The 16220-nt window shown below is 66.3% G+C and carries 14 protein-coding genes; 5 read left to right on the forward strand and 9 right to left on the reverse strand.

Annotated elements, in window-relative coordinates; all coding sequences use genetic code 11:
• Nucleotides 1–146: 146 nt before the first annotated feature.
• From QAZ47_RS31520 to QAZ47_RS31540, 5 genes are read right to left on the reverse strand one after another with little or no spacing between them, the layout of a single operon-like run.
• The gene (locus QAZ47_RS31520; RefSeq protein WP_278231985.1) at nucleotides 147–671 is read right to left on the reverse strand and encodes a hypothetical protein; all 525 of its coding nucleotides are present in this window, start codon (nucleotides 669–671) and stop codon (nucleotides 147–149) included.
• Nucleotides 664–3543: a sarcosine oxidase subunit alpha family protein gene (locus tag QAZ47_RS31525; RefSeq protein ID WP_278231986.1), complete on the reverse strand. Its 2880-nt coding sequence runs from the start codon at nucleotides 3541–3543 to the stop codon at nucleotides 664–666. The genes QAZ47_RS31520 and QAZ47_RS31525 overlap by 8 nt, the downstream gene beginning before the upstream one ends.
• Nucleotides 3540–3809, reverse strand: a complete 270-nt coding sequence (locus QAZ47_RS31530) for a sarcosine oxidase subunit delta (RefSeq protein ID WP_278231987.1) — start codon at nucleotides 3807–3809, stop codon at nucleotides 3540–3542. The genes QAZ47_RS31525 and QAZ47_RS31530 overlap by 4 nt, the downstream gene beginning before the upstream one ends.
• Nucleotides 3810–3821: 12 nt before the next feature.
• Entirely contained in the window at nucleotides 3822–5075 is a 1254-nt protein-coding gene (locus QAZ47_RS31535; protein WP_278231988.1) for a sarcosine oxidase subunit beta family protein, read from the reverse strand.
• Entirely contained in the window at nucleotides 5072–5329 is a 258-nt protein-coding gene (locus QAZ47_RS31540) for a hypothetical protein (protein WP_278231989.1), read from the reverse strand. Before QAZ47_RS31540 ends, QAZ47_RS31535 begins: the two co-directional genes overlap by 4 nt.
• A gap of 58 nt (nucleotides 5330–5387) precedes the next feature.
• Here QAZ47_RS31540 and QAZ47_RS31545 point away from each other — a divergent pair, with 58 nt between their 5' ends.
• The gene (locus QAZ47_RS31545; RefSeq protein WP_278231990.1) at nucleotides 5388–5828 is read left to right on the forward strand and encodes a hypothetical protein; all 441 of its coding nucleotides are present in this window, start codon (nucleotides 5388–5390) and stop codon (nucleotides 5826–5828) included.
• A gap of 119 nt (nucleotides 5829–5947) precedes the next feature.
• A complete protein-coding gene (locus tag QAZ47_RS31550) occupies nucleotides 5948–6433 on the forward strand; it encodes a hypothetical protein (protein ID WP_278231991.1) in 486 nt (161 codons plus the stop codon).
• An 86-nt stretch (nucleotides 6434–6519) separates the two neighbouring features.
• Here the strand turns inward: QAZ47_RS31550 and fhuB are convergent, their stop codons facing one another.
• The gene (gene fhuB / locus QAZ47_RS31555; protein WP_278231992.1) at nucleotides 6520–8547 is read right to left on the reverse strand and encodes a Fe(3+)-hydroxamate ABC transporter permease FhuB; all 2028 of its coding nucleotides are present in this window, start codon (nucleotides 8545–8547) and stop codon (nucleotides 6520–6522) included.
• Nucleotides 8540–9340, reverse strand: a complete 801-nt coding sequence (locus tag QAZ47_RS31560; protein ID WP_278231993.1) for an ABC transporter substrate-binding protein — start codon at nucleotides 9338–9340, stop codon at nucleotides 8540–8542. Before QAZ47_RS31560 ends, fhuB begins: the two co-directional genes overlap by 8 nt.
• A 294-nt stretch (nucleotides 9341–9634) precedes the next feature.
• Between QAZ47_RS31560 and QAZ47_RS31565 the strand changes: the two genes are divergently transcribed.
• A complete protein-coding gene (locus QAZ47_RS31565) occupies nucleotides 9635–10399 on the forward strand; it encodes a pseudouridine synthase (RefSeq protein ID WP_278231994.1) in 765 nt (254 codons plus the stop codon).
• 258 nt (nucleotides 10400–10657) lie between these two features.
• On the opposite strand, the gene QAZ47_RS31570 is transcribed toward QAZ47_RS31565, so the two are convergent.
• Both QAZ47_RS31570 and QAZ47_RS31575 read right to left on the reverse strand, forming a co-directional pair.
• Nucleotides 10658–11239 carry a histidine phosphatase family protein gene (locus QAZ47_RS31570; protein WP_278231995.1) on the reverse strand — a complete coding sequence of 194 codons (582 nt, stop codon included), beginning with the start codon at nucleotides 11237–11239 and terminating at the stop codon, nucleotides 10658–10660.
• 187 nt (nucleotides 11240–11426) lie between these two features.
• A complete protein-coding gene (locus QAZ47_RS31575) occupies nucleotides 11427–12761 on the reverse strand; it encodes a dicarboxylate/amino acid:cation symporter (protein ID WP_278231996.1) in 1335 nt (444 codons plus the stop codon).
• 235 nt (nucleotides 12762–12996) lie between these two features.
• Here QAZ47_RS31575 and QAZ47_RS31580 point away from each other — a divergent pair, with 235 nt between their 5' ends.
• Together QAZ47_RS31580 and QAZ47_RS31585 are read left to right on the forward strand one after the other, a co-directional pair.
• Nucleotides 12997–14862, forward strand: a complete 1866-nt coding sequence (locus QAZ47_RS31580) for an ATP-binding protein (protein ID WP_278231997.1) — start codon at nucleotides 12997–12999, stop codon at nucleotides 14860–14862.
• Entirely contained in the window at nucleotides 14859–16208 is a 1350-nt protein-coding gene (locus tag QAZ47_RS31585; RefSeq protein WP_278231998.1) for a sigma-54 dependent transcriptional regulator, read from the forward strand. Before QAZ47_RS31580 ends, QAZ47_RS31585 begins: the two co-directional genes overlap by 4 nt.
• The last annotated feature ends 12 nt before the right edge of the window (nucleotides 16209–16220 follow it).

The raw sequence follows: 16220 nt of genomic DNA on the forward strand, positions 1-16220 counted from the left end.
GACCAAAATTTAACCGCCGGCTAGAGCGTTTCACCGTTTCACGGAAACGGCGAACCGCTCTATCTCTTTGTTTTTTACGCAATTCCGAACGGAAAGCCGCTTACACCTTTCCTGGAATTGCTTTAGATAGACCTGAAACCGCAGCCTTACAATCCTGATGATTGTTCGAGCCATTCCCAGAGGTAAGGCGCGAAGCCGCGATCGACGTGGAGCCGGGCCCGGTCAGCGTGGCCGAACCGGTAGAACAAGACATTGACGCCGGCAAAAAGCACCGAAGCCGAACGGCTCGCCTGCTGAGGATCGAGTGTCGTGGCCCTGGCGACCAGACCAGCCAGACCCGGCCCCTCGATCTCAAACACATGCAGTCCGGCATCCATGACCGAAACCGCGAAACCGCCCTCGTGCCAGCCGGCCGCGATGGGCAATGGCTGTTCGCCGACGGCGAGAACGCGATCGCGCGCGATCCGCACCACATAGGCGTCGCCACTGGCAACCGCGCCGGCTCCGACGCCCTCACCCGCGAGACCCGAAGCCTTCGACCAGGCCGAAAGGTTGCCGCTGACCAGGAGTTGGTTCAGCCCGCTGAGCGTTCTCACGCCGAGGCCGTCCTTGTTCAGCACCGCAGTAGCCCAGTCGGGCGCAGCCGGCCATTTTTCGGCGAGGTTACGCATGAAGCCGCTTCCCTTCCGGATCGAAGGCGCAGGGCGCGACAATGGTTGCCTGGCGCACGACGCCGAGATGTTGAACGTCGATCGTTTCGCCATGGCGCGCGGCACCGCGTTCGATGAGCGCCAGGGCGACCGGCCGCCCCAGGGTCGGGCTTTGATAGCTGGAGGTGACGAAGCCTATGCTTCTCGAGCGGCCCCCGCTTTTCTCGACGCCATACGCGCCGGTCGCCAGCGGCGCCTCGCCGTTGCGGATCGCGAGACCGACGAGTTGGTTGCGATCGGAGCGGTTCGCCGCTTCGGTGAAAAGCGAGCGCCGGCCGACGAATTCACCTGTACGTTTGGCACGCGGCCCGGCCACACCCAGATCGTGCGGCATGATGTTGCCGTCGGTGTCCTTGCCGATGACGATGTACCCCTTCTCGGCGCGAAGGATCATCAGGGATTCGAGGCCGAGCAGAACAGCGTCGAACGCGCGTCCCTCTTGCCGCATGCGCTCCCACAGCGCCTCGGCCCGATCGGCGCGGATGGAGATTTCGTAGCTTCGGTCGCCGGTGAAGGAGACCCGGGTTATACGCACCTCGTCGCCGGCAAAGCGGCCGACGGCGACCGCCATGTGCGGCAGGCTGGCATCGTCCAGCGCCGCACCCAGATCGAGCGCTTCCACCAACCCGCGCGCGTTCGGACCCGAAACGGTCAAGGTGGCGTATTGCGCGGTGGCGTTGTGGATATAGACAGCATCGCGGCCGAAACGATCCTGCCGCCACTCTTCCAGCCGGGCATGGACGGCGGCGACATGCGACGACGAGCAGGAGACGATGAAGCGGTGCTCGTCGAGGCGAACAAGCACGCCGTCGTCGAAGACGACGCCGTTTTCCGACAGCATGAAACCATAGCGGCAATGGCCAGGCTTCAGGGTCGACATGGTGTTGTAGTAGATGAAGTCGACGAATTCCGCCGCGCGCGGGCCGATGACTTCGATCTTGCCGAGCGTCGAGCCGTCGAAGAGCGCGGCGGATTGCCGGGCGCGCCGCGCTTCCTCCTGGATTGCGGCCCTGGCTTCGCCGCTTCCGTAATAGGCAGGCCTCAGCCAGCCGCCATATTCCTGGAAGACACCACCCGCCGCGCGATGGTTCGCCTCCAGCGGCAGGCGGCGGATTGGGGCATGCATGCTGCCCCGGCGCGCTCCCGCCAGGCTGGCAAACGGCACAGGCGTGAATGGTGGCCGGTAGGTCGTGGTGCCAACCTCGGGGATCGCGCGGCCGGTAACCTCGGCCAGCAGCGCCAGGCCGTTCAGGTTCGACGTCTTGCCCTGGTCGGTCGCCATGCCGAGCGTCGTGTAGCGCTTCAGATGCTCGACGGAGACGAAGTTCTCCCGCGCCGCGAGCTCGACATCCTTGGCGGTGACGTCGCTCTGATAGTCGATCCAGACGCGGCCCTTGGCCTTGGGTTTCGGCCACATGCTGACAACGCCCAGCGTTGCTTCCGCTCCCGTGCTGCGGGGCGCTGGCGACGATGCGCCGTACCCTTCGAGAGCCGCCACGCCGCCGGCCAAGGCTTCGGAAAGCGAGACCGTGCCGGCCGCGGCGCCCGCCACGCCGATCCCTTCGACAGCTTCTCCAGGGACAAAAGCCGTCAGTGGATCGCTCCAGGCGAGCCTGCCTTTGGCCTGCGAGAACAGGTGCACGGTGGGCGTCCAGCCGCCTGAGACGAGCACGCAGTCGGCAGCAAGCGTCATGCCGTCGTCGAGCAGGACACCCTGGACGGCACTGCGCCCGCGCGCCGCCGCGATCGTGCGCCCCGCCAGGATGCGGACACCGGTCTTCGCCTGCACGCCGCCGTCGCGCCGGCAATCGACCACCGTCACCGAGGCGCCGGCCGCGGCAAACGCCGAGGCCGGCTCGTAGACGCTGTCGTTGTTGGTCGCGACGACGATTTGCCGACCCACAAGCACGCCATGCCGGCGCAGATAGGCAAGCGCGGCATCGGCGGAGAGTATGCCCGGAAGGTCATTGTTGGCGAATGGAACCGGCCGTTCGATCGCGCCCGTCGCCAGCACGATGCGGCGCGGCCGCACGCGCCACAGCGTGTCCGGCCGGCTGTCGCGGTGCCGCTGGTTGAGCGCGACCAGATTGTGATCGTAGAGGCCGAAGGCGGTCGTTTCCATGAGCACGATCTGACCGTCGCTCTTCAGCCTGGCCACCGTTGCCTCGGCCCACGCCGCCCCCTCGACGCCATCGACCTCGCCGGCGCGATGGCGCAGCGATCCACCGGGATGCGTCCTGTCGTCGACCAGGACGACCGAGTGCCCGGCCGCCGCCGCGCCGGCTGCCGCGGCGAGGCCGGCTGGTCCGGCGCCGACCACCAGAACGTCGCAATGATGGTTGATCTGGTCCGAGGCCTGACGCGGCTTCCAGTCGCGATCGACGACACCAAGTCCGGCCATGGCGCGGATGCGCGGCTCGAACAGGTGCCAGTCCGGCCAGATGAAGGTCTTGTAGTAGAAGGCTGCGGGCAGGAAACGGGCAAAGCGGTCCAGCACCGCGTTGCGGTCGGCCAGGGCCGTCGGCGACGCGTTGACGCTCCTGACGACGATGCCGTCTGTCGCCGGCACGGTCGTCGCCCGCGCATTCGGCACGCGGCCGTCGGCGCTCTCCAGATCGACCAGTGCGTTGGGCTCCTCCACGCCGGAGCCCCAGATGCCGCGCGGCCGGTGATATTTGAAGCTGCGGCCGACAACCGCCTGGCCGCTCGCCAGCAAGGCAGAGGCGATGGTATCGCCGACGAAGCCCTCGACGCGCCTGCCGTCGAAAGTGAATGTCAGCGGGCGGATGCGATCGATGTCGCTGCCGCCCTTGGCGAGACGTGAAGCGCTCATGCGCCGTGCTCCGTTTCGCCGAGCACGGAGGAACCCGACACCTTGTGATTGACGCTGTCACGGGTCATCGCGAAGAACTCGCCGCAGGTCAGGTGCATCCAGATCTCGCGGGTCGGTCCCTTCGAGTTGTGGCGCATATGGAGATAGCCGGCCCAGCGCTCGGCCGTCACGTCGCCGCCGTCGGGCCTGAGATTGCCGGCCTCGCCGCCATAGTGAAATTCGCTTTCTTCGCGCGGCCCGCAGAACGGGCAGGGAAAGAGCTGCATCTTTCTACACCTTCAATGGGCAATGCCGGAGCCGGCGGCCTCGTCGATCAGCCGGCCGCGGGCGAAGCGGTCGAGATCGAAAGGCCGGCTGATGTCGTGATGCGTGCCGGTGGCAAGCAGATGGGCAAGCAGCGTGCCGCCGGCGGGGATCGCCTTGAAGCCGCCGGTGCCCCAGCCGCAATTGAGGAACAGGCCGGGCAGCGGCGATTCACCGATGATGGGCGAGGAATCCGGGACCACGTCGACGATGCCTGCCCATTGCCGCATCATCTTCAGTTGGCCGAAGATCGGGTACATGTCGAGCATGCCGGCGATTACGCCTTCCAGCACCGGCAGGTTGCCGCGCTGGCCGTAGGATGGGATGCGGTCGAGCGCGCCGCCGATCACCAGTTCGCCCTTGTCGGACTGGCTGACATAGACGCCCGTGTCCGGCGAGATCACCACCGTGTCGAGGATCGGCTTCACCGGCTCCGACACGCAGGCCTGCAATGCGTAGGAGTTGACCGGCAGGCGGAACCCCGCCTTCGCCGCCAGCACCGACGAATGACCGGCCACCGCCATCCCCGTACGCTCGGCCCGGATCGCACCGCGCGACGTGACGACGCCGCGGCAACGCCCATTCTCGATGATGAAGTCGGTGATCTCGCAGTTCTGGATGATGTCGACGCCGAGACGGCTTGCCGCACGGGCATAGCCCCAGGCGACGGCATCGTGACGGGCGGTGCCGCCGCTCGGCTGCCAGGTGCCGCCATAGACCGGGTAGCGGGCATCCGGGCTGAAATTGTAGATCGGCACGACGCGCCGCACGTCCTCGACCGAGAACAATTCGCAGTCGATGCCGTTGACCTGGATGGCGTTGACGCTGCGTGCGGCGGTTTCCATTCCTGCTTCGCTGTGCGCCAGCGTGAGGATGCCGCGCGCGGAAAACATCACATTGTAGTTCAGATCCTTGGAGAGCGTCTTGTAGAGGCTGTGCGCCAGCCCATAGATCGCCGCGCTTTCGGGATAGAAATAGTTGGAGCGCACCACGGTGGTGTTGCGGCCGGTGTTGCCGCCGCCGATCCAGCCCTTCTCGAGCAGCGCCACGTTCGTGACGCCGTGGTTCTTTGCCAGATAGTACGCCGTGGCTAGGCCATGGCCGCCGCCGCCGATGATGATGGCGTCATAGCGCGGTTTGGGCTCAGGCGAGCGCCAGGCCTTTTCCCAGCCGGTCTGACCGGCGACGCCTTCCTTGAAGAGTGAAAGCGCTGAATAGTGTCTTGTCATGCACTCAAGCCCGTATCATCACGCGACTGGCATCGCATCGGCGCGAAGGGGTATCGAGCCGCCGCGTCGGTCGTGCAATGCCAAACCGGTGCAATCACCTCACCCCGCCCTCGAAGGTCCATGATCCATTCCGTCCCGCTCGGATCGACGAGGACCGTCGCCTTCGCGGGCGGGAACTTAGCTTGAATGTACACCTGTGTCCATTCAGCGATGCGAAATGCATTTGCGCGCATCGGGCCGATGGCGGATTTCATTTGCTTGGTGATCCCCTATCGATAGGGCAAACTGCCTCCCGGGCTTTCGGGAGGAGAAATGAGAGCACGCGCAGCGACGGTCGGAGACCTCGAGGATGTTTTCCGCGACCTCTCCAAGCGGATGTCGGACGAGTACCTGGCGGCCGGCAAGGACAGCAAGGCCGCCTACGACAATCTGATGATGAACCTGAAAGAGGGCCGGGCGCACGCGCTGGTCGAAGGCGACAAGGCCGTCGCCATCATCGCCTGGCATGAGCACGGCGACGCGGCCGACACGCTGTTTGCCGCGCAGGAAGACTTCTTCAGAGCCGCAACCGTTCGCTTCTGCAAGCGTCACATCCGCCATATCCAGGCTCTTGCCGGCAATCTCCCCGTACACTCGCGCAGTTGGCTGCATGAGCCGGATATCGCGAAATGGTTCCGGGTCATCGGCTATGTCGAGCGAGGACAAGAGAACGGCGCCACCCTGTTCGAGCTGCCACCCTCTCCTAACGGCTGAGACGTTCCGGTTATCTCCTGCAACCGCAGCCGCTTGCACCGCGCACCAATTGGCGAGATGGTATGGAAGGCAGCCGGGGGCGCTGGCACGCCGGAAATGCATGGCTGCTGGAAATCGAGATGTTGCGCGCTAGCCTGGCCTTTGTCGCCCTTGTTGCCCTGGTGAGGCCGACGGACGCAGGCGGGCGGCTGGCTCATCTCATCGACAACACCGGCCTGACGTCCGCCTATTTGGGCGAGTCCGACCTTGTGACTGCCTATGCGACCGGAATGGCCCGCTACCGTCTTCAGCTCATGGCGCGTACCGGCACGGCCAACCTCGCCACCGCTCTCGAACCATTAGCCTTGCGGCCGGAATTCCGCCAGCGGACGTGGCGCTCGGCCGACGGCAGCCTTCTGCAAGGCTTCGCCGGCAAGGGCGGTTTCCGGCTGACCTTGGGCAACTGCCTCGCGCGCATGTGCGCCGCAAGCGAATGCAGCGAGGCCGACTGGCCGGTCTATGCATGCAGCGACGGGCGCAAGCGCAAGATGTCGGTCAAGAGCTTCGTGACGGCAACCTTCGACGGCATCCCTTACCGGCGGTTGAGCGCACCGCCGGAACCATGACCCTCGCAACGCGCCAGCCGCCCTTCCCGCTTCGACTTCACCGAAACGCCGCATGCATGGCGCGCACCTCCGCCGGAGACGAACGATCAGCGACAGCGCAACAGCCACATCAGCACCGGACCGCCGATGAGCGTGGCGACGAGGCCGGCCGGGATCTGGCGCGGGAAGATCGAGGTGCGTCCGATCCAATCGGCTGAGACCATGATCAGCGCCCCGGCAAACACGGCGCCGGCAGCCTGCGGCACGGCGCGGACAAGCCCCAGGCGCCGGGCCAGATGCGGCGCCATCAGGCCGATGAATGTCAGCGGGCCTACGATCAGGGTGGAGGCGGCGGTCAGCACGGCGACCATCAGCAACACCAGAAGCCGGGAGCTTGCCACATCGACGCCGAGCGAGCGCAGCGCCGGCGCGCCCAGCGGCAGCATGTCGAGCCAGCGGGCGAACAGCGGCGCCGTCAGCAGCAGGCAAAGCGCGATCGACGCCGTCAGAACCGCGGAGCCTTGATCGACGCCATAGGTCGAGCCGGTCAGCCAGTTGATGAGAAGCATGGCGCGCGGATCGCCAGTGGCGGTGAGCACCAGGATCAGCGCGTCGAAAAGGGCCGTCAGCGCGGCACCGGCAAGCAGCAGCCGCTCCGGCGCGTAGGCGGCGCGGCGGCCGATGGCAAGCACGGCGATTAAAGTTGCGAAGGCGCCGATGGCGGCGGCCGCGGTCTGCAAAGGACGGCCCGGAACGGAGACGGAAAACATCGCCACCATCATGCCGAGCGCGGCACCGGCGCTGATGCCCAGCACTTCCGGGCTCGCCATCGGATTGCCGGTCAGCCGCTGCATCATCAGCCCGGCAAGCGCGAGCATCGCGCCGGCGGAAAGGGCGGCAAGCACGCGCGGCCAGCGCCAGGACAACAGAGGCTGCAGTTGATCCCCCGAGGCGAAGCTCCAGCCGTCCGGCCCGGGTCCGAAGAACAGCGCGAGACCCACAAGCACGAGCAAGGCCAGGCCGATCACCGCCAGAACGATGCCGGGGCGTCGTATTCTGGGCAGGCGCTCCGCGGCGAGCACCGGAAGTTCGGCGCCGAGGCTGAGGCGCGGCAGCAGCCAAAGCAGCAGCGGCGCGCCGAGCAGCGCTGTGACGGCGCCGGTCGGCAGCAGGTCGCCCTGCGGTCCGGTCGCCAGCTGCACCGCCTGGTCGGCGGCCCACAGCAACGCGGCGCCCAGCAACGGCGCCATGACCAGCCGCTGGCCGAACCGGCGCGCTCCGCCGATACGGGCGAGTGCGGCGGCCGCGAGGCCGACGAAACCGATGACGCCGACGGCCGCGACGACGAAGGCAATGAGCATAACGGCGGCGGCCAGTCCCGCAAAACGATAGATACCAAGCGGCACGCCGAGGTTGCGGGCGCCTTCGTCGTCGAGGCCGAGCAAGGTCAGCGGCCGCGTCATCAGGCCGATCGCCAGCGCGGCGGCGCCGAGACGCGGCAGCAGCCAGAGCGTCGTCACCCAATCCTGCTGGCCGAGCGAGCCGGCGCCCCAGATGAACAGGCCGGCCAGCCATTCGCGGTTGAGCACGACAAGTGCTGCGCCGATCGCGCCGGCATAAAGGCTGACGACGAGGCCGGCGAGCACGACGGAAAGCGGCGACAGGCCCTTGTGCCAGGAGAGCGCAAGCACGGCGGCCATGGCGGCGAAGGCGCCGGCAAGCGCCACCCATTCGCGCCCGAGGGCGAGCAGCGCGGGCGCGAAGAGCGTAGCCAGAATAAGCGCCAGATAGGCGCCGGCCGAAACGCCGACCGTTTCGGGGGAAGCCAGCGGATTGCGCAGCACCTGCTGCAGCACCGTGCCGGCCAAGCCGAGTGCCGCGCCGCAGAGCAGGCTGACGGCAAGCCTGGGCAGGAAGGCATAGTGGACCAGCACCTGCCGCATGTCGTCGATGTCGGGCGTGAACGCCGCGTCGAACCAGAGTGGCGATGGCAGTTGGACGGCCAGATTGAGAAGCGTTGCCACCGCAGCCAGGGCAGCAAGCGTGACGCTCAGCAGCACGGCGACAAGCGGCCAACCGCTTGCGTTCGAGAGGGCCTTGCGGCCCTGCGCCACGCTGCCGAAGCCCTCAGCCATGGGCGGTCATCGCTTCGGCAAGCACGCGCGCGAAGCGGGAGGCGGCGGGAAGCGCGCCGAACATCAGCACGGGAGGCAGGCGCATGATCGAGCGATCGCGCACGAAGGGCATCGCGTTCCAGACCGGACTTTCGGTCAGCATGCCGTCGGCGCCGGCGGGCAAGGGTTCGAGATAGGCGAGACGCGCGTCGTCCGCCATCGCCAGGCCGTCGAGGCCGACAGTCGAAAAGCCCCAATAGTTGGTCTCGCCTGTCCAGGCGTTGCGGATGCCGATGCGGTCGAGCACATCCTGGAACAGGCTCGCCCGGCCATAGACGCGCACATTGCGCTGATCCATGAAGGAGACGACGTACAGCGGCCTGGCGGCAAACGGCGCCAGCTTCTGTCTGACCTTCGCGAAGCTTGCTTCGGTCGCTTCGATCAACGCCTCGCCTTCGGCCTGCCTGCCGACCAGGCGAGCGAGCTTCCGCGTGGCTTCGACGGCCTTGCGATAGGGTTGGCCGTTCTCGACGTAGATGCCAATCGTCGTCACCGGCGCGACGCGCTGGAGCAGAGGCTTGATGCCGTCCAGATAGGGGGTGGCGAGGATGAGATCCGGCTCGAGCTGCTGAAGGAACTCGAGATTGGGCTCGAGCAGCGTGCCGATATCGGCGACCTGTGGCGGCAGCACCGGCTCGACCACCCACTCCTCCCAGACCTTGCGGTCGGCGATGGCGACCGGCCTGACGCCCAACGTCAGCAAGGTCTCGGCTAGGCCGTCATCGAGGCAGACGATCCGCGGCGGCCTCTTCATTGCAGCAGCCGGCTGAATGCCCGCGAAGGGCAGCGCGAAAAGTCCAAGCGCGGCGCGCCGGGTGATGAGAGAAGGCTGATGCCGAGGCACGCCCGTTCTTGTCCCCTGTGTTAACGGAAGGTCTGCCACAGCGCCGGCGAGCCATGACTGTCCGCCAGGTCTCCGCTCCTTCTCCCACATGCCGATCTTCCGGATTTCAGCTCCACGGCCGCTGATTATAAAACATGATTTCTATAATCAACATTTAACCTGTCAGGTTGCGCGCGCATCGCGCTGCGTGGCATCTGTCGGCCGATGACACGCAAGCCAGCACGACAGCTTCCCGACCTCCCGCGACAACCGATCGCCGGCAAAGTCAGCCTCAACCGCGCGCTGTCGAAGCTCGGGTTCTGCTCGCGCAAGCAGGCCGAGCTGATGATCGCCGAGGGGCGCGTGCGCGTTGCCGGCAAGGTGGCGCGCGACCCGTCGCTGCGCGTCGATCCGGAGCGTGACCGCATCACAGTCGACGGCACGCAGATCGCCGCGGAGCGAAAAGTCTATCTGATGCTCAACAAGCCACGCGGGCTGGTCACCACGCGCGACGATCCCGAGGGCCGCGGCACCGTCTATGACTGCCTTGCCGATCTCGACCTGCCCTTCGTGTCGCCGGTCGGTCGTCTCGACAAAGCGAGCGAAGGTCTGCTTTTGATGACCAACGACACGCGCTGGGCGAACGCACTGCTCGACCCGGCGTCGCATGTCGCGAAGACCTATCACGTGCAGATCGCTTCCGCCCCTGACGAGACGATGCTCGAGCGGTTCCGCCAAGGCGCTGTCGTCGATGGCGAGTTGCTGACGGCAAGCTCGATCGGGCTCTTGCGCAGCGGCGGGCGCACGGCTTGGCTGGAAATCGTGCTCGACGAAGGCCGCAACCGCCAGATCCGCCGCCTGCTCGGCGCCTTCGACATCGAGGTGCTCAGGCTGGTCAGGGTGGCGATCGGGCGACTGCAGCTCGGCGATCTCGCGAAAAGCAAGGCGCGGCATTTGACGGCCGAAGAGCTGGTGATGGTCAGAGTCTAGCCGAAACGTCTCAGCTTCGTCATCCACGGGCGGAGCGGGAGCGAAGCGGACGCGCAGACCCGAGAATCCATTCCGTAACCTCGCGCAAGGGGTAAGGACGGTGCAAGACAGGGGTCGTCCTGCATCGCTGCAACGCTCATAGGCAACGGAATGGATCCTCGGGTCTGCGCCGCGTCGCTTCGCTCCTTGCTCCGCCCGTGGATGACGAAAAGCGTTTCGGCCAACCGCCAACAAGGTCGATCTGCTACAAAGCCCGGACTATCTCTGGTTCCACCGCCGGATCACCGGCTCGGTCAGATCGTGCTCGTAGCCGAGAATGCTGAGGCTTGCGGTGTCGAGCACGAAATGGGCGCCGCCCTGAGGCAGCAGGCCGATCCAGCGCGCCGCAAGCACGCGCAGGAAATGCGAGCTCGAGAAGATGAGCACATTGCCGGCAACGGTGCGAGCCTCGGCGATGATCGCATCGGCCCTGGCGCCGACATCGGCGGCCGCCTCACCATTAGGGCAGCCGTCGCGAAACAATTGCCAGCCGGGACGTCCGGCAAGGATCTCCTTGGTCGTCACGCCTTCATAGGCGCCGTAGTCCCATTCCTGCAGGTCGGCCTTCTTCTCGGCACGCTCGCCGAAGCCGGCGAGCCGGCAGGTGTCGAAGGCGCGTTGCGACGGGCTCGACCAGACCACCTGGAAGGTCTGGTCCTTGAGACGATGGGCGACACCGCGTGCGGCCTCTTCGCCCTTCGCGGTCAGCGGAATGTCGGTGCGGCCGGTGTGCCTGCCGGACGCGCTCCATTCCGTCTCGCCATGGCGGACAAGGTAGATCTCGGGAAACGCGCTGCTCATCCGCCGCCCTCGCGGTTCAATCTTGTGCCGGCGGCACCGGCCCGCGCCACCCTATGCGGCACGCGGCAAAAAGAACAGGCCGCGACGGAAGCCGCGGCCTGTTCATGCGCAGGGAGGATGCCTCTTTGCTTGCGCAATTCCGGACGGAAAACCGTTGGACACTTTTCCTGGAATTGCTCCGGTTGGATCAGGCTGGCTGGAGACCGCCTGAGAGCGCAAGGTCTGCTTCTTCCGGCAGCTGGCCGGCCATGGCGGCGGCGAACTGCTTCTGGTCGAGCTCGCCTTCCCAGCGCGCCACGACGATGGTCGCAACCGCGTTGCCGACGAAGTTGGTCAGCGCGCGGCATTCCGACATGAAGCGGTCGACGCCGAGGATCAGCGCCATGCCGGCGACCGGCACCGAAGGCACGACCGACAGCGTGGCGGCCAAGGTGATGAAGCCGGCGCCGGTGATGCCGGCGGCGCCCTTGGAGCTCAGCATGGCGACCAGCAGCAGCAGGATCTGATCGCCGAAGGTGAGCGGCGTGTCGGTCGCCTGGGCGATGAAGAGCGCGGCCAGCGTCATGTAGATGTTGGTGCCGTCGAGGTTGAAGGAATAGCCGGTCGGGATGACAAGACCGACCACCGAGCGATTGCAACCGGCGCGTTCCATCTTGGCCATCAGGCCGGGAAGCGCCGCCTCGGATGACGAGGTGCCAAGCACCAGGAGCAACTCTTCCTTGATGTAGCGGATCAGCGCCAGGATCGAGAAGCCGTTCCACCATGCGACGGCGCCGAGAACGACGAGCACGAAGAGCAGCGACGTCAGGTAGAAGGTGCCGATCAGGAAAGCGAGGTTGGCGATCGTGCCGATGCCGTATTTGCCGACGGTGAAGGCCATGGCGCCGAAGGCGCCGATGGGCGCGGCCTTCATCAGGATGGCGACGAGGCGGAAGATCGGCGCGGTGAGCGCCTGCAGGAAGTCGACGACCGGGCGGCCGCGCTCGCCGACGAGGGCCAGCGCCACGCCGAACAGCACCGAGAAGAACAGCACCTGCAGGATATCGCCCTGCGCGAAGGCGCCGGTGATGGTGTCGGGGATGATGTTCATCAGGAAGCCGACGATGGTGGTGTCATGCGCCTTCTCGGTGAAGGTCGCCACCTTCGAGGGGTCGAGCGTCGCCGGATTGATATGCATGCCAGCGCCGGGCTGGATGACGTTGGAGACGACCAGGCCGACGATGAGCGCCAGCGTCGAGAAGACGAGGAAATAGATCATCGCCTTGCCGGCGACGCGGCCAACCTTGTGCAAATCGGAGACGCCGGCGATGCCGGTCGCGACCGTGAGGAAGATCACCGGCGCGATCACCATCTTGACCAGCTTGATGAAGGCATCGCCGAGCGGCTTCAGCGAGGCGCCGATGTCGGGATAGAAATGGCCGAGCAGGATGCCGGCGGCGATCGCCGCCAGGACCTGCACATAGAGATGCCGGTAAAAGGGAACCTTGCCGCGCGGCTCGGCGGCAGCGATAGCTGTCTGCATCGTATCCTCCGTTCAGCCCCGATCGAAACGCTCGACCTCCCTGGGGCAGTTGACCTCCACAGCCTCACGGCTGCTGCGGATGCAGCTGCAACAGGCGTGCCAAATTCCGTTTCGACGCGCCCGATATTGATTTTGTTCACCTTTTTCGATCGAACGACCCTCAATTCCGAGAGCCTCGTGCGGCTATCCGCATAGGTTGAATTGTGCTTTGTGCGAAATCATGCACAAATGCGGCATGCTGCAACGCCCCGCCGCTGCCGTCGCCTCGACGCCCGAACTGCTCGCAAGGCGGGCGCGGCGCGCCTGGCTGCTGTTTGCGGCGGTGGCGCTTCTCATCGTGCTGGCGGCGCTCTACGGCGCGGGCCTCTACGGACGCTCGACCGAGATCGAGACTTTGGCCGCGCAAGGACGCACCGATGCCAATCTCAAGGTCGCGCTGCTGCGCGCGGTGCTGGAAAATCCACGTGCCTTGCCGCTGCTTCTGTCCGAAGACCAGCAGGTGCATGACGCGCTCACCGAGCGCAGCTCGGCCGCGATCGATGTGCTCAACCGCAAACTCGAAGGGCTGGTGTCCGGCACCAAGGCCTCGGTGCTCTATGTCACCGGCACGGACGGGCTGGCGATCGCCTCCAGCAACTGGCGCGAGCCGGTGAGCTTCGTCGGCAACGACTACGGTTTTCGTGCTTATTTCTCTGGTGCGATGCAATCCGGAACCGCCGAATATTTCGCGCTAGGCAATACCAGCAAGCGCCCGGGCCTCTATATTTCGCGCCGGGTCGGAAGCGCCGCCGCGCCGCTCGGCGTCGTCGTGGTCAAGATGGAGTTCGGCCAGCTCGAGGCCGACTGGCACGAGGCAAGCCGCCCCGCCTATGTCAGCGACGAGCACGGCGTGGTGCTGATCACCAGCGTGCCCTCCTGGCGCTTCATGACGACGGCGCCGCTCGGCCAGCCGGCGCTGGCCGATATCCGCGCCAGCCAGCAGTTCGGCGAGGCGCCGCTGGTGCCCTTGCCTATCACGAGGCCGCAACCGCTCAGCGCCGATGTCGCGCTGGTCCACGCCATCACGCCTGGCGGCAGCGACGCGGAGTATCTGCGGCTGTCCACGGCCGTGCCCTCGACGCCGTGGCGGCTCGACTATCTCGTTCCGGCGGAGGCGCCCGTCGCCTCGGCCCAGCGCGAAATGCGCTTGCTTGCGCTCGGCGTCCTCGTCCCGCTCCTCGCCTTGGCCGCCTATCTTTTGTGGCGCCGGCAATCTGCCCAGATGCGGATCGCCGCGGAACAGGCGGCACGCGCCGAGCTCGAGCGCCGCGTCGTCGAGCGCACACAGGACCTCAGCCTCGCGCGCGACCGGCTGCAGGCCGAGATCGCCGATCATCGCAGCACCGAAGCCAAGCTGCAGGTGATGCAGCAGGAGCTGGTGCAGGCCAACCGGCTTGCGACCCTTGGCCAGGTTGCCGCGGGCGTCGCGCATGAGATCAATCAGCCGGTGGCGACGATCCGCGCCTATGCCGACAATGCGCGTGTCTTCCTGGAGCGCAAGCAGACGGCGCCGGCGGAAGAGAATCTCGGCGCCATCGCCGCGCTGACCGAGCGCATCGGAACCATCACCGAGGAGCTGAAAGCCTTCGCCCGCAAAGGCCGCACGGCGGCCGAGCCGGTCGAACTGCGCAGCGTCATCGAGGGCGCGGTCGTGCTGCTCAGGAGCCGTTTTGCCGGGCGGCTGGACGCGCTGTCGATCACGCTGCCGCCGCGGACGCTGAAAGTAATGGGCAATCGGCTGCGGCTGGAGCAAGTGTTGATCAACCTGTTCCAGAACGCTCTGGAAGCGCTCGAAGGCCGCGACGACGCGCGGGTTGAAGTGTCCGCTTCGGAAACGTCCGGCGAGGTGGCGCTGGTGGTGTCGGACAACGGGCCGGGCATCCCGACGGCGATCCTGAAGTCGCTGTTCACGCCCTTCAACACCTCGAAGGAAAAGGGGATTGGCCTCGGCCTTGTCATCTCCAAGGATATCGTCGCCGACTATGGCGGACGCATCGAGGTGGCGAGCAGCGGCAGCGGCACCCGCTTCACAATCCATCTCTCGAAGGCTGGCCCGACATGACAGACGGCAATCCGGTCATCCTGATCGATGACGACGGCGATCTCCTGAAGGCGACGAAGCAGACGCTGGAACTCGCCGGTTTTGCCGTCTCGGCCTTCTCCTCGGCAAGCGAGGCACTTGCCGGCCTCGATACCGGCTTTGCCGGCGTCGTGGTGTCCGACATCCGCATGCCCGAAATGGATGGCCTGCAGCTCTTCGACCGTGTGGTCGACCTCGATCCGGATATCCCCGTCATCCTCGTCACCGGCCATGGCGACATCGCCATGGCGGTCAAGGCGATCAAGGATGGCGCCTATGATTTCATCACCAAGCCCTTCGCCGCCGACCGGCTGGCGCAAAGTGTATGGCGCGCGGCGGAGAAGCGCCGCCTGGTGATGGAAAACCGCGCCTTGCGCGAGGCGGCCGAGCAGGCGCAGGACGGATTGCCGCTGATCGGCCAGACGCCGGCGATGGAGCGGCTGCGCCGCACTCTGAGGCAGATCGCCGACACCGATGTCGACGTGCTGGTGACCGGCGAGACCGGCTCCGGCAAGGAGGTGGTGGCGAACCTGCTGCATCGCTGGAGCCGCCGCGCCAAGGGCAATTTCGTCGCGCTCAATTGCGGCACGCTGCCGGAGACCGTGATCGAAAGCGAATTGTTCGGCCATGAGGCCGGCGCCTTTACCGGCGCGCAGAAGAAGCGTGTCGGCCGCATCGAGCATTCGAGCGGCGGCACGCTGTTTCTCGACGAGATCGAGAGCATGCCGCCTTCGACGCAGGTGCAGATGCTGCGCGTGCTGGAAATGCGCGAGGTGACGCCGCTCGGCACCAACGAGGTCCGGCCGGTCGACCTGCGCGTCGTTGCCGCTGCCAAGGTCGATCTCGGCGATCCAGGCCAGCGCAGCGCCTTCCGCGAGGACCTCTACTATCGGCTCAATGTCGTGACGCTCTCGATCCCGCCACTGCGCGAGCGCCGGGACGACGTGCCGCTTTTGTTCGGCTATTTCGCGGAGCGCGCCGCGGCCCGCTTTCACCGCCCGGTGCCCGCGGCGCCGGCTGCCGTCCAGCATCATCTTAGGGAACATGATTGGCCGGGCAATGTCCGTGAGCTCGCCCATTTCGCCGAGCGCTTCGTGCTCGGATTGGAGGAGATCGACGGCAGCCCTTCCCCTCAGCCGAGCGATTCGGACGCCGCCATGCCCTTGCCGGAACGGCTCGAACGCTACGAGGCCGAGATCATCCGCGAGACACTTGGTCGCAACGACGGCGACGTCCGGCGCACGATCGAGGCACTCGGCATCCCGCGCAAGACCTTCTACGACAAGCTGCAGCGGCACGGCATCGTGCGCAGCGATTTTTCCAGATAGATCAAGCTTGTG

The organism is Mesorhizobium sp. WSM4904, from assembly GCF_029674545.1.
Lineage (GTDB): Bacteria > Pseudomonadota > Alphaproteobacteria > Rhizobiales > Rhizobiaceae > Mesorhizobium.

Coding starts and splice junctions, on each gene's coding strand:
- QAZ47_RS31520 (WP_278231985.1), bottom strand. CDS start 671: ATGCGTAACCTCGCCGAAAAATGGCCGGCTGCGCCCGACTGGGCTACT.
- QAZ47_RS31525 (WP_278231986.1), bottom strand. CDS start 3,543: ATGAGCGCTTCACGTCTCGCCAAGGGCGGCAGCGACATCGATCGCATC.
- QAZ47_RS31530 (WP_278231987.1), bottom strand. CDS start 3,809: ATGCAGCTCTTTCCCTGCCCGTTCTGCGGGCCGCGCGAAGAAAGCGAA.
- QAZ47_RS31535 (WP_278231988.1), bottom strand. CDS start 5,075: ATGACAAGACACTATTCAGCGCTTTCACTCTTCAAGGAAGGCGTCGCC.
- QAZ47_RS31540 (WP_278231989.1), bottom strand. CDS start 5,329: ATGAAATCCGCCATCGGCCCGATGCGCGCAAATGCATTTCGCATCGCT.
- QAZ47_RS31545 (WP_278231990.1), top strand. CDS start 5,388: ATGAGAGCACGCGCAGCGACGGTCGGAGACCTCGAGGATGTTTTCCGC.
- QAZ47_RS31550 (WP_278231991.1), top strand. CDS start 5,948: ATGTTGCGCGCTAGCCTGGCCTTTGTCGCCCTTGTTGCCCTGGTGAGG.
- fhuB (WP_278231992.1), bottom strand. CDS start 8,547: ATGGCTGAGGGCTTCGGCAGCGTGGCGCAGGGCCGCAAGGCCCTCTCG.
- QAZ47_RS31560 (WP_278231993.1), bottom strand. CDS start 9,340: ATGAAGAGGCCGCCGCGGATCGTCTGCCTCGATGACGGCCTAGCCGAG.
- QAZ47_RS31565 (WP_278231994.1), top strand. CDS start 9,635: ATGACACGCAAGCCAGCACGACAGCTTCCCGACCTCCCGCGACAACCG.
- QAZ47_RS31570 (WP_278231995.1), bottom strand. CDS start 11,239: ATGAGCAGCGCGTTTCCCGAGATCTACCTTGTCCGCCATGGCGAGACG.
- QAZ47_RS31575 (WP_278231996.1), bottom strand. CDS start 12,761: ATGCAGACAGCTATCGCTGCCGCCGAGCCGCGCGGCAAGGTTCCCTTT.
- QAZ47_RS31580 (WP_278231997.1), top strand. CDS start 12,997: ATGCTGCAACGCCCCGCCGCTGCCGTCGCCTCGACGCCCGAACTGCTC.
- QAZ47_RS31585 (WP_278231998.1), top strand. CDS start 14,859: ATGACAGACGGCAATCCGGTCATCCTGATCGATGACGACGGCGATCTC.